We start from the raw sequence: 11716 nt of genomic DNA, 5'->3' as shown, positions 1-11716 counted from the left end.
GCATCGGCGCCACGCAAAGGGTAGAAGCAATGAGCATTCTTTCTGGCTACAAGGTTCTGGACTGCTCCATCGCCATGGCGGGGCCGTTCGCGGCGCAGCGCCTGGGCGACCTGGGCGCCGACGTGATCAAGATCGAGCCGCCCACCGGCGAATGGCAGCGGCACGCGCCCGCCGGCGGCATCACGGGCAACAAGATCAACGTGTCGTTTCTTTCGCTGAACCGCAACAAGCGCTCGCTGGCGATCGATCTGAAGAGCGCCGGCGGCAAGGAGATCATCCAGAAGCTCGCGGCGCAGGCCGATGTGTTCATCCAGAACTATCGGCCTGGTGTGGCCGGCCGCCTGGGCGTGGATTACGAGACCCTGTCGGCCCTGAACCCGCGCCTGATTTATGTATCGATGTCGGGCTTCGGCGAAGACGGCCCCTATGCCACGCGCCCCGGGCAGGATCTGCTGTTGCAGGCGATGTCTGGCGCGATGCTGTCGTCGGGCCGGGCCGGCGAAGCGCCGCGTGCGGCGGGCCAGTATGTGGTCGACGCCGTCACCGCGTACTGCGCCTTCGAAGGCGTGCTGGCCGCGCTGCTGCACCGCGAGCGCACCGGCGAGGGCCAGAAGGTCGAGGTCAACATGCTGGATGCGATCACCACGATCCAGATGCAGGAGCTCTCGGTGTTTACCGTGGGGCACAAGCCGCAGGTGCGCAGCGCCGAGCCGCATGCCCACGTGTACATCCGCGCGCCCTATGGCACCTTCGCGACGACTGACGGCTATCTGGCGCTGGCCATGCCCGACATGAAGGTGCTGGCGCGCGTGACCGAAGAGCCGCGCCTGGCGGCGTATACCGAGCGCGACGGTTGGGAAAAGCGTGACGAGATCTACGCGCTGGTGCGCGATACGCTGGCCAAGGCTTCGACCGCCGACTGGTTCGCCAAACTGGATGCGGCCGGCATCTGGTGCAGCCCCGTGTATGGCTATGCCGATCTGGTCGACGATCCGCAGATCGCGCACAACGGCACGTTCGTCGAATACGACCATCCGACCGAAGGCCGGATCAAGACGCCAGGCTTTCCGATCCGCTTTTCCAAGACGCCGAGCCAGGTGGTGCGCGGTGCGCCGCTCACCGGTCAGCACACCGACGAAGTGCTGCGTGATTTTGGCTTCAGAGACAACGAGATCGCCGCACATGCGGCCTCGGGCGCGGTGTTGCGTGGAGCCTCGGAATGAGCCAGCTACCCTATCGTGGCCTGACCTGGGATCACCCGCGCGGCTTCAATGCGCTGCACGCGGCGACCGCCCACACGCCGCTGGTGCACTGGGACAAGCAGTCGCTCGAGGGGTTCGAGTCGGCGCCGATTGCCGAGCTCTGCGCCCGCTATGACCTGGTGGTGCTGGATCATCCGCATCTGGGCGAAGCCCTGGCGCACGATTGCCTGCAGCCGCTGGACACCGTGTTCGCGCCCGACGAGCTGGCGCGGATCGCGCGCGACAGCATCGGACTGTCGTACGACAGCTATCGCATGGCCGACCGCCAATGGGCGCTGCCGCTGGACGCTGCGACGCAGGTGATGGCCACGCGCGTGGATCGGCTCGACGGCCCCGCGCCGCGCACATGGCATGAGGTGCTGACGCTGTCGCAACGCAGCGGCTCGGTCGCGCTCAGCTGGGGGGGACCGCATCCGTTTCTGTCGCTGCTGTCGATCGCCGCCGCCATCGCGCCCGACACCGACCTGCGGCCGCACGGCGCCTGGCACGACGAAGCGACGCTCGCCGGCGCGTGCGATGTGCTCACTGAACTGGCGCGGCGCACGCCCGCGCACGCCCTGGCGTACAACCCGATCGCCTTGCTTGGTCACATGAGCTCGCATGATGACATCACGCTCTGCCCGCTGGTCTATGGCTATGTGAATTACGCCACCGCCGCCGTCGCCAAGCCGCTCACGTTCCGTGACGCGCCCCAGGCCGACGCTGGCCGGCCCGGGTCGATCCTGGGCGGCACCGGCATTGCGATATCGCGGCGCTGCATCGTGGGACCAGAGCTGCGCGCGCATCTGTTGTGGTTGCTGGCAGCCGATACCCAGAGCCGCTTCATCCCGCAGCACGACGGACAGCCCAGCCATCGCGGCAGCTGGGCCGATGCAAACGTGAATGCGGCGAGCGGCAACTTCTACGCCAACACGGCCCGCACGCTGGAAGCGGCCTCGATCCGGCCGCGGCACGACGGCTACATCGCCTTTCAGAGCGAGGCCTCGCAGTTCCTGCGCGATGGCGTCGCCGCCGGCGCATCGTCCCATGCATTGGCGCGCGGCCTGACCAAGCGTTTCGAGGCCAGCCTGGCCGCCACCCCAAGCACTCCGCAATAAGGATGTCGACGTGAGCGCACTCGTCAATCTCAGTATCGATGGCCATGTCGCCATCATCGAACTCAACCGCCCAGAGAAGCTGAACGCGATGACGCCCGAGATGGCCGATTTGCTGATCGCGGCGGTGGAGCAATGCAATACCGACGCGCAGGTGCGCGCGGTGATCCTGACCGGCGCGGGTCCCAAGGCCTTCTGCGCCGGCTCGGACATCACCGAGCTGGACCGCTACGCCACGCCCTGGGATTTTCGCAACCGGCTCGACTACTGCGACTGCGTGCGCATGTTGAAAAAGCCCACGGTGGCCGCGATCAACGGCTACACGTTCGGCGGCGGCCTGGAGATGGCATTGGCCTGCGATATCCGCATCGCCGCCGACAACGCGCGTCTCGGCGCGCCAGAGATCAAGCTGGGCTGGATCGGCGGCGGCGGCATGACGGCGCAGCTTGTCCATGCGATCGGCCCGAGCAACGCCGCACTGATGGTGCTGACCGGCGACCCCATCCGCGCCGAGCAGGCGCTGGCCTGGGGCCTGGTGAGCGAGGTGGTGCCGCAAGAACAACTGCGCGAGCGCGCGCATGCGCTCGCCGCCACCATCGCCTCGCGCGCGCCCATCGCCGCCGAGACGGCCCGCGTCAATCTGCGCGCCGCGCTGTCGATGCCGCTGGAGAAGGCCGTGGAATACGAGCGCGATCTGCAGGCGATCTGCTTTGCCACCGCCGACGCCAAGGAAGGCCGCAAGGCGTTTGAAGAAAAGCGCGCGCCGAAGTTCGAGCGGCGCTGATGTGAGGGAGGCGCCCCGCGCGGCGCCTGAACCGCCTTTCAGTTAGGCTGGTCCTTGCCCGGCTCTTCGGCCAGCACCTGCGGCGTCACGTAGGGGGCGTGGGCGGTGTTGACGGGCTCCATGCGCAGCGGCTGGTGCACGCGCGACGGCGGCACCAGTGAGCCGGGGGCGTCGGGATTGGTCCACGACGGATCCGGGATTTCCGCGAAGACCTGGCGCAGGCGTTCACCCCAGGTGCCGCGGATCATGCGGAAGTATTCGTTGTGTTCGTCGATGCTGGCAAAGTGCGTCACGCGCAACGAGTTGGCGCTATACACAAGCAGGTCCAGTGGCACGCCGACCGAGATATTGGAGCGCAGCGTGGAATCCATGGAGATCAGCGCGCACTTGGCGGCCTCGTCCAGCGAGGTGTCCGGCTGCAGCACGCGATCCAGGATGGGCTTGCCGTACTTGGCCTCGCCGATCTGGAAATAGGGGCATTCCTGGCCGGCCTCGATGAAGTTGCCCGCCGAATACACCTGGAACAGGCGGCATTGTTCGGTGCCGATCTGGCCGCCGAAGATCATGCTGACGTTGAAATCCACGCCCTGCTCGTGCAGGGCGGCGGCCTCGCTGCGGTAGACCTCGCGCACCGCCGCGCCCACCAGCCGCGTGGCCGCGAACATGTCGGGCGCGTTCCAGAGGGTGTCGGCGCCTTCTTCGCGCTGACGGGTCAGCACGTTCAGCACGGCCTGGCTGACTGCCAGATTGCCGGAGGTCATCAAGACCATGACGCGCTCGCCCGGCAGTTCGAAAACGGTCATTTTGCGAAAGACGCTGATCTGGTCGACGCCCGCATTGGTGCGGGAGTCGGAGAGAAACACCAGGCCGGCGTCGAGGCGGGCGGCTACGCAGTAGGTCATGATCGGAAAGAGGGAAAAACCACCACGCATTGTATTGCGGCGCGGCGGGGCGGATGTAACGGCATACTGCGGCGGCTTATTGCTGCCGGCTACTGCTGCGCGCCGGCCTGGACCTGGACGCTGATTTCCATCGATTCCTCGCCGCCGCCGGTGCGCACGCCGCGCACGGGCGAGGCCGAGTCGTAGTCCCGGCCCACCGCCAGCCGGCAATGACATTCGGAGGCGAACTGGTTGTTGGTGATGTCCACGCTGGTCCAGCCCACGTCGGGCAGCCAGACGTCCGCCCACGCGTGGCTGGCCGCATGTTCGGCGGTGGTGTACAGGTAACCGCTGACGTACCTCGCCGGCACCGCCAGCCCGCGCACGCAGGCCAGGAAGAGGTGGGCGTGGTCCTGGCACACGCCGAGGCCCAGGGCCAGCACCTGATCGGCGGCGGTCGTCACGTCCGTGGTGCCGGGCACGTAGGCCACGCGTCCGTGGATCGCCGCCGCCAGTTTCAGGATGTCGTCCGACGTCGACAGTCCATTCGGCAACACTGCCCGCGCAAAGGCCAGAATCGTCTCGTCCGCCTGCGTCAGCCGCGTCGGCACGCAATAGGCGTGCACCGGCAGGCGGCTGTCTTCGCTGCCCAGCACGCCGCGCGTCAGCGGCGCCACCAGCACCTGGCCGGAGACGCGCAGTTCGATGTCGCTGTGCGGCTGGTTCAGCGTCAGGGTATGCGTGATGTTGCCGTAGGCGTCGACCTGCTTGTCCAGTTCGCCCGGAGCCTCGATGTGCCAGCGCAGCACGCGCTGGTGCTCGTCGTCGCGCGGCGTCAGGCGCAGGGTCTGGATGCTGTAGTTGACCGGCGCCGTGTAGCGGTAATGCGTGACGTGCGTGATGATCTGCTTCATTGCCTCTCCCGTGTTAGGCCGACAGCGGCACCAGGAAGTCCTGGCTGATCCGGTTGCCCAGGTCGTTGATGCGGTCCAGGAAGCGATCCAGGTAGCGGTGCAGTCCGCTCGCCAGTATGTCTTCGACGCGCCCGTACTGCAGCTCCGCACAAAGCATGCCCGCGCGGCGCTCGGTTTCCGTGGAGCGCTGATTCGAGACGCGCGCCAGGTCGCCGGCCACCGCCCGCATCGCGGCCAGCAGCGATCGCGGCATGTCGCCATGCAGGATCAGCAGTTCGGCCACGCGGTCGGGCGTGATGACATCACGGTACACCTTGCGGTAGATCTCCAGGCCGGACACGGAACTGAGCAGCGCCGACCAGCGGTAGAACTCGCTTTGCACGGCGGCCGCGCCGGCCGGTTCCGCACGGCTGTCCTGCGCGCCCGCGCCGCCGCGTTCATGGAACTTCACGTCCAGCATGCGCGCGGTGTTGTCGGCGCGCTCCAGATGCATGCCGATGCGCATGAAGTACAGCGCCTCGTCTTCCAGCATGGTGGCGATCGTGACGCCGCGCGCCAGGTGCGAGCGGAACTTCACCCACTCGAAGAACTCGCCCGGATTGCGCTCCAGCAGGCCGGTGTGCAGGTGCTTGAGGAGTTCAAGCCAGGTGGTGTTGTAGGTTTCCCAGACTTCAGTCGTCAGGCTGCCGCGCACCGCGCGCGCGTTTTCGCGAGCGGCGCGCATGCAGGCATAGATCGATGACGGATTTTCCGGATCGCGCACCATGTACTGCAGCACGTCGTGCGGCGATATGGAGGCGTATTTGCTTTGGTATAGGCCCTGCAACTCGGAAATGCGCAGCACGCCCAGCCACGAGCCTTCGCGCGTGTGCGTGTCCTGCGGCAGCAGCGACATCTGCAGGTTCACGTCCAGCATGCGGGCGGTGTTTTCGGCGCGCTCGGTGTAGCGGCACATCCAGAACAGGTTGTCGGCGGTTCGGCTCAGCATGGTCAGTCCTCCAGCACCCAGGTGTCCTTTGTGCCGCCGCCCTGGCTGCTGTTGACCACCAGCGAGCCCTCGGTCAGCGCCACGCGGCACAGGCCGCCCGGCACGGTGCGGATCTCCTTGCCGCACAGCACGTACGGACGCAGGTCCACGTGGCGCGGCGCGACGCCTGATTCCACGTAGGTCGGCGTGGTCGACAGCGCCAGCGTGGGCTGCGCGATGTAGTTGCCGGGGTTGGCGCGTACGCGGTCCCTGAACGCGTCCACGTCGGCGCGCGAGGCGGACGGCCCGACCAGCATGCCGTAGCCGCCCGCGCCGTGCACTTCCTTGACCACCAGTTCGTGCATGTTGGCCAGCACGTGCGACAGCTCGTCCGGCCGGCCGCAGCGCCAGGTGGGCACATTCGACAGGATGGGTTCTTCGCCCAGGTAGAAGCGGATCATGTCAGGCACGTACAGGTATGTGGATTTGTCGTCGGCGATGCCGGTGCCGATGGCGTTGGCCAGCGTGACGCGGCCGGCGCGATACACGGACAAGAGGCCCGGCACGCCCAGCGCGGAATCGGCGCGAAACGCCAGCGGATCCAGAAAATCGTCGTCCAGCCGGCGGTAGATCACGTCCACCTTGCGCGGCCCGCGCGTGGTGCGCATGTAGACGGTGTTCTGTTCGACGAACAGGTCCTGGCCTTCGACCAGTTCCACGCCCATCTGCTGCGCCAGGAACGCGTGCTCGAAGTACGCCGAGTTGTACATGCCCGGCGTCAGCACCACCACGGTGGGGTCGTCGCCGCCGTGCGGCGCGACCTCGCGCAGGTTGTCCAGCAGCAGGTCGGGGTAGTGGGCCACCGGCTCGACCTTGATGCGGCCGAAGGCGTCGGGCATCAGCCGCATCGACATCTTGCGGTTTTCCAGCATGTACGACACGCCCGACGGCACGCGCAGGTTGTCCTCCAGCACATAGAACTCGCCGGCGCCCGCCCGCACGATGTCCACGCCGGCAATGTGGCAGTAGATGTCTTCGGCCACGTCGACGTCCTGCATCTCGGGGCGGTATTGCGCGTTCAGGAAGACCTGCTCGGCTGGCACGATGCCGGCGCGCACGATGTCGTGGCCGTGATAGATGTCGCGGATGAACAGGTTCAGCGCACGCACGCGCTGCTTCAGGCCCGCCTCCAGGAGCCGCCATTCGTCGGCGGGGATGATGCGGGGGATCAGGTCGAAAGGGATGAGGCGTTCGGTGCCGGCGGCGTCGCCCGCCACCGAGAACGTGATGCCGACCCGCCGAAAGCTCAGGTCGGCCTCGAGCCGGCGCACGGACATGGCCTCGGCCGACTGCTCGTTGTGCCAGCGCTCGAATGCCTGATAGTGCGCGCGGATGCGGTTTTCGCCGTCGCGCATTTCGTCATAGGCGGATGGGCGGGCGGGTCTGTCCATCATGGCTCCTCCGGTGCAGATGCATAACTACAAGCAACCCGCATGCCAGGTTTGGCGGTTGGCGGGCGCCACGGAGTCAATATGCGCTGCGGACGGGGGAATTGCCATCCCCACGGCGGACGACGCGGAGATCGGGGGACAGGCCGCGCCACGGCGGGCGCGGGGGCGTTGGAAGGCGCACCACGCTGGTGCGCCCTCGCGAAGCTGCTGATGCGTCAGGCTGGTGCGTCGCCGGGTGCGCCGACGGGTGCGTCAGAGGGGGCATCGGACGGGTGCGTTGGTTGCACCCGCAGACCGGCGTGTCAGTTCATCCGATACGAATGCAGGACCGATCCGCCTGTCTTGCCTTCCTCGAGCGGGGCGTGCGGCACCCAGCCGTCCTGGGTCAGCACCGCGTCCAGCCGGACGTCGTGCGCAGCGGGGACGTATCCCGGCGCCAGCTCACCGCAGCTCCAGGCGATGCCGATGGCGGTGAACGCGTGGCCGCGTTCGCGCAGGGCGGCGAGCGTGCGGTCGTAATAGCCGCCGCCGTAGCCCAGGCGGTCGCCCTGTTCGGTGTAACCGAGGGTGGGCACCAGAACGACATCAGGCAGCAGTTCGGGACCGGCCACGGGCTCCTGGATGCCGTAGGGGCCGGCGCGTAGCTCGGCCTCGGGCGTCCAGGGCAGGAACGCGAGCGGCGCGTTGCGCTCGCGCACTACGGGCAGGGCGACGGTCATGCCGGCCTCGCTCCATTGCGTCAGCAGGGGGCGCAGATCGGGTTCGTCGGCCATGGGCCAGAACGCGGCGACGGTTGTGGGGGCCGGATTGCCCGCCTGCACGGCCTGGTCGCGGGCGACGTTCAGCCATGTGAACAGGCGCGCGCGCATGAGCAAAGCGCCCCGGCTGCGCTGGTCTTCCGGCAGGTCGGCGCGCAATTTTCGCAATCGCGTGCGCTCCTGGACTGCGGTATCCTCTTGAGTATTTTGCGTAGTCATGCTGTGGCTGTAACCGGGGGGTTGAAGATGAAGGCAAACATGCTGAAGACGAACTTGCGTAGGCTCAGCATGCGGGTGCGTCGAGAGACAGGCGCCCAGCAGCCACCACGGTATCAGAAATCCTCGTCCCAAGCCGCCGACGCCCGCTCCGGGCTGTACCGCGGGTTGCACCGCTTTCTCCCGCTGGTGGCGCTGTTCACCGCCGCCTGTGCGCCCGTTGATGCGCAGCAGCGTAGCGCCGCCGTCAATCCTCAGCCCCAGCCCGCCGTGCAGGCCGCCCAGCCGATGATCGCGGTGCCGCCCGTGGCGCTGGCAGGCCTGCCGCCCACTGCCGAAACCCCCGCGCTGGCCGCCGTGGTCGCCGCCCGCGAGGCCATGAGCCGCAAGCAGTGGTCCGTTCTGGGCGTGCTCGTGCCGCAGGCCAAGGGCGATCCGCTGGGCATGTACCCCGAATACTGGCTGCTGCGCTACCAGCTCTGGACGCCGCCCGCCTCGGGCCGTCCCGTCGCGGCCCTGCAGCAGTTCATCAACAGCAATGGCGACGCCTACCTGGCCGACCGCCTGCGCGGCGACTGGCTGCTGGCTGCCGCGCGCAGCGGCGACTTCGAAACCGTGCGCAAGCTGGCGCCCGTGAAGAACAGCAACGCGCAGATCGAATGCGCCATTCTTGACGCCAAGCACATGACCGGCCAGCGCGCCACCGCCGCGCAGGCGATGGCCGTCTTCGCGCCCGGCAGCGCGTGCTGGGCGCTGTACGACCAGCTGGTGGCCGACGGCATCCTGGGCTGGGAGCAGCTTGAACCGCAGCTGCGCGACGCCATCGAGGCCAACAAGACCACCGACGCGCGCAAGTTCGTGCAGTACATGTTCGAGCCGCGCGACGTGAAGACCTACGACGTCCTGATGAAGGACCCCATGAAGTGGCTCACGCGCCAGGACCGCATGCCGGTGGGCCGCAACGAAAAGGAACTGGTCACGATCGCGCTGGCCCGCCTGGCGCGGTCGGACGTCGGCGTCGCCGATTCCTATCTGCGCCGCGAATGGGCCAAGTCGATGTCCAAGCAGAACCTGGCCTGGGTGCGGGGGCAGTACGCGCTGGCCGCCGCGCTGGGCTTGGACAGCCGGGCCAACGACTGGTACCGCGAGGCCGGCCACATCCGCATGACGGAATACAACGCCGCCTGGAAGGTGCGCGCGGCGCTGCGCCAGCCCAAGATCGACTGGAAGTGGGTCATCGAATCCATCGACGAGATGCCGGCCTCGCAGCAGGCCGAGACCGCGTGGGTGTACTGGAAGGCCCGCGGCCAGGCCGCGCAGGGCCACAAGGAAAAGGCCCAGGCCGCCTATGCCAGCATCTCCGACCGCTTCGATTTCTACGGCCAGCTCGCGGCCGAAGAACTGGGCCGGCGCATCAACGTGCCGCCGCGTCCGGCGCCCATCAGCGACCGCGAGATCGCCGAGGCGCGCGCCAATCCGGGCCTGCAGCGCGCCGTGCTGCTGTTCCGTCTGGGCTGGCGTGCCGAGGCCGTGCCCGAATGGAACTTCACGCTGCGCGGCATGAACGACCGTCAGCTCATGGCGGCCGCCGAACTGGCCCGCGCCGAAAACATCTACGACCGCGTGGTCAACACGTCGGACCGCACGGAAAAGGAATTCGACTTCAGCCAGCGCTTCATCGCGCCGTTCGAGGGCCGCGTCACCGCCAAGGCCAACGCCATCGCGCTCGATCCGGCGTGGGTGTACGGGCTGATCCGCCAGGAATCGCGCTTCATCATGGATGCGCGCTCGCATGTGGGCGCCTCGGGCCTGATGCAGCTCATGCCCGCCACGGCCAAGTGGGTCGCCGGCAAGATCGGCATGAGCGACTTCACCCCTGGCAGCGTCAATGATTTCGACACCAATACCGAACTGGGCACCAACTACCTGAACATCGTGCTGCGCGACCTGAACGGTTCGCAGATGCTGGCCAGCGCAGGTTACAACGCCGGTCCGGGCCGGCCGCGCAACTGGCGCTCGACGTTCACGCATCCGGTTGAAGGCGCCATCTTTGCCGAGACCATCCCGTTCACCGAAACGCGCACGTACGTCAAGAACGTGATGTCCAACGCCACGTACTACGCGGCGATGTTCACCGGCCAGCCGCAATCGCTGAAGGAACGCCTGGGCAACATCGTGCCGGTCGGCACTGAAACCGCCGCGGCGCAATGACGCGGGACCCGGCCACCGAGGGCCTGCGCGCCTACATCGTCGGCGGCGCCGTGCGCGACGCGCTGCTGGGCCTGCCGGCTGGCGATCACGATTGGGTCGTGGTGGGCGCCACGCCCGAGGACATGACGCGCCGCGGCTTCATCCCGGTCGGCGGCGATTTTCCCGTCTTCCTGCATCCCCGCACGAAAGAGGAATACGCGCTGGCCCGCACCGAACGCAAGTCGGGGCGAGGCTACAAGGGCTTCACTTTTTATACGGGCACGGACGTCACGTTGGAGGAAGACCTGCGTCGCCGCGACCTCACGGTCAACGCGATTGCGCAGGACGAGAATGGACAGCTCGTCGACCCGCTGAACGGCGCCGACGACCTGCGCGCCCGCGTCTTTCGGCACGTGGGCGAGGCGTTCGAGGAAGACCCCGTGCGCATCCTGCGCCTCGCCCGCTTTGCGGCGCGCTTTGGCGATTTCAGCGTGGTGCCGGAAACGATGACGTTGTGCCGGCGCATGGTGGCGGCTGGCGAGGCCGATGCGCTGGTGGCCGAGCGCGTCTGGAAGGAACTGTCGCGCGGCCTGATGGCGCAAACGCCTTCGCGCATGCTGGGCGTGCTAGCCGAATCCGGCGCGCTGGCGCGCGTGATGCCCGAACTGCAGGGCGTGGAGGAAGTGGGGCCGCAGGTCGACCGCGCCGCGCAGCAGGGCTTGCCGCTGGCAAGCCGCTACGCGCTGATGTGTCGCCTGACGCCCGAGCGCGAGGCGCTTGGTCGCCGGATGCGCGTGCCCACGGAATGCAACGACTATGCGCGGTTGCTGCCTGATGTGCTGGACGCGCTCGATGCATTGGACGGCATGCCGGACGGCGCCGACGCGCAACTTGCGCTGATGGAGCGCGCCGACGCCTTGCGCAAACCCGAACGCTTTTTTGAATTGCTGGATGCCGCGGCCGTGTTGCGCGCGGTGGATATGCCCGCCTGGCAGGAACGGGTGGCGGCGGTGCGCGGCGTGGACGCGGGCGCCATCGCCAAGGCGTGCGCGGGCGAGCCGGCGCGCATCAAGGAAAGCGTGCGCCAGGCGCGATTGGCGCGATTGGTGGATCTGCAGGCGGGCTGATTCGGCCGGCCGCTGCGGCGCTTGCCGCAGTTGCACATCGCAGCCGCTTGCCGCAGTTACTCGTCACAGTTA

Annotated in this window: 10 protein-coding genes; 5 read left to right on the top strand and 5 right to left on the bottom strand. The window is 67.7% G+C overall.

The window, feature by feature from the left end:
- The first annotated feature begins 29 nt into the window (after positions 1 to 29).
- Genes AC6CIE_RS23695 through AC6CIE_RS23685 form a run of 3 tightly spaced genes read left to right on the top strand, consistent with a single transcriptional unit; the run spans position 30 to position 3140 of the window.
- Positions 30 to 1223 (top strand): CaiB/BaiF CoA transferase family protein, encoded by a 1194-nt coding sequence (locus tag AC6CIE_RS23695; RefSeq protein WP_498094256.1) that lies wholly within the window; start codon positions 30 to 32, stop codon positions 1221 to 1223.
- Positions 1220 to 2359 carry a type 2 periplasmic-binding domain-containing protein gene (locus AC6CIE_RS23690; RefSeq protein WP_498094254.1) on the top strand — a complete coding sequence of 380 codons (1140 nt, stop codon included), beginning with the start codon at positions 1220 to 1222 and terminating at the stop codon, positions 2357 to 2359. The genes AC6CIE_RS23695 and AC6CIE_RS23690 overlap by 4 nt, the downstream gene beginning before the upstream one ends.
- A 10-nt stretch (positions 2360 to 2369) precedes the next feature.
- Positions 2370 to 3140 carry an enoyl-CoA hydratase/isomerase family protein gene (locus AC6CIE_RS23685; protein WP_498094252.1) on the top strand — a complete coding sequence of 257 codons (771 nt, stop codon included), beginning with the start codon at positions 2370 to 2372 and terminating at the stop codon, positions 3138 to 3140.
- 38 nt (positions 3141 to 3178) lie between these two features.
- Here the strand turns inward: AC6CIE_RS23685 and AC6CIE_RS23680 are convergent, their stop codons facing one another.
- The 5 genes from AC6CIE_RS23680 to AC6CIE_RS23660 form a co-directional block, all read right to left on the bottom strand.
- The gene (locus tag AC6CIE_RS23680) at positions 3179 to 4042 is read right to left on the bottom strand and encodes a proteasome-type protease (RefSeq protein WP_175136824.1); all 864 of its coding nucleotides are present in this window, start codon (positions 4040 to 4042) and stop codon (positions 3179 to 3181) included.
- 89 nt (positions 4043 to 4131) lie between these two features.
- Complete coding sequence (locus AC6CIE_RS23675) at positions 4132 to 4935, bottom strand: transglutaminase family protein (protein ID WP_175136823.1); 804 nt, start codon at positions 4933 to 4935, stop codon at positions 4132 to 4134.
- Between the two features lie 13 nt (positions 4936 to 4948).
- Complete coding sequence (locus AC6CIE_RS23670) at positions 4949 to 5923, bottom strand: alpha-E domain-containing protein (RefSeq protein WP_218342571.1); 975 nt, start codon at positions 5921 to 5923, stop codon at positions 4949 to 4951.
- Between the two features lie 2 nt (positions 5924 to 5925).
- The gene (locus AC6CIE_RS23665) at positions 5926 to 7356 is read right to left on the bottom strand and encodes a circularly permuted type 2 ATP-grasp protein (RefSeq protein WP_175136821.1); all 1431 of its coding nucleotides are present in this window, start codon (positions 7354 to 7356) and stop codon (positions 5926 to 5928) included.
- Positions 7357 to 7655: 299 nt separating this feature from the next.
- A complete protein-coding gene (locus AC6CIE_RS23660) occupies positions 7656 to 8330 on the bottom strand; it encodes a 5-formyltetrahydrofolate cyclo-ligase (protein ID WP_498094249.1) in 675 nt (224 codons plus the stop codon).
- Between the two features lie 69 nt (positions 8331 to 8399).
- Between AC6CIE_RS23660 and AC6CIE_RS23655 the strand changes: the two genes are divergently transcribed.
- Positions 8400 to 10538, top strand: coding sequence for a lytic transglycosylase domain-containing protein (locus tag AC6CIE_RS23655; RefSeq protein ID WP_370647797.1), 2139 nt, complete (start codon positions 8400 to 8402; stop codon positions 10536 to 10538).
- A complete protein-coding gene (locus AC6CIE_RS23650) occupies positions 10535 to 11644 on the top strand; it encodes a tRNA nucleotidyltransferase/poly(A) polymerase-related protein (protein ID WP_498094247.1) in 1110 nt (369 codons plus the stop codon). Before AC6CIE_RS23655 ends, AC6CIE_RS23650 begins: the two co-directional genes overlap by 4 nt.
- Positions 11645 to 11716: the final 72 nt, after the last annotated feature.

The sequence above is a fragment of the Achromobacter sp. GQ309 genome (assembly GCF_059759315.1).
This window is presented reverse-complemented; position numbering and strand designations above follow the sequence as displayed.

Coding starts and splice junctions, on each gene's coding strand:
- AC6CIE_RS23690 (WP_498094254.1), top strand. CDS start 1,220: ATGAGCCAGCTACCCTATCGTGGCCTGACCTGGGATCACCCGCGCGGC.
- AC6CIE_RS23665 (WP_175136821.1), bottom strand. CDS start 7,356: ATGATGGACAGACCCGCCCGCCCATCCGCCTATGACGAAATGCGCGAC.
- AC6CIE_RS23650 (WP_498094247.1), top strand. CDS start 10,535: ATGACGCGGGACCCGGCCACCGAGGGCCTGCGCGCCTACATCGTCGGC.
- AC6CIE_RS23660 (WP_498094249.1), bottom strand. CDS start 8,330: ATGACTACGCAAAATACTCAAGAGGATACCGCAGTCCAGGAGCGCACG.
- AC6CIE_RS23670 (WP_218342571.1), bottom strand. CDS start 5,923: ATGCTGAGCCGAACCGCCGACAACCTGTTCTGGATGTGCCGCTACACC.
- AC6CIE_RS23695 (WP_498094256.1), top strand. CDS start 30: ATGAGCATTCTTTCTGGCTACAAGGTTCTGGACTGCTCCATCGCCATG.
- AC6CIE_RS23675 (WP_175136823.1), bottom strand. CDS start 4,935: ATGAAGCAGATCATCACGCACGTCACGCATTACCGCTACACGGCGCCG.
- AC6CIE_RS23655 (WP_370647797.1), top strand. CDS start 8,400: ATGCGGGTGCGTCGAGAGACAGGCGCCCAGCAGCCACCACGGTATCAG.
- AC6CIE_RS23680 (WP_175136824.1), bottom strand. CDS start 4,042: ATGACCTACTGCGTAGCCGCCCGCCTCGACGCCGGCCTGGTGTTTCTC.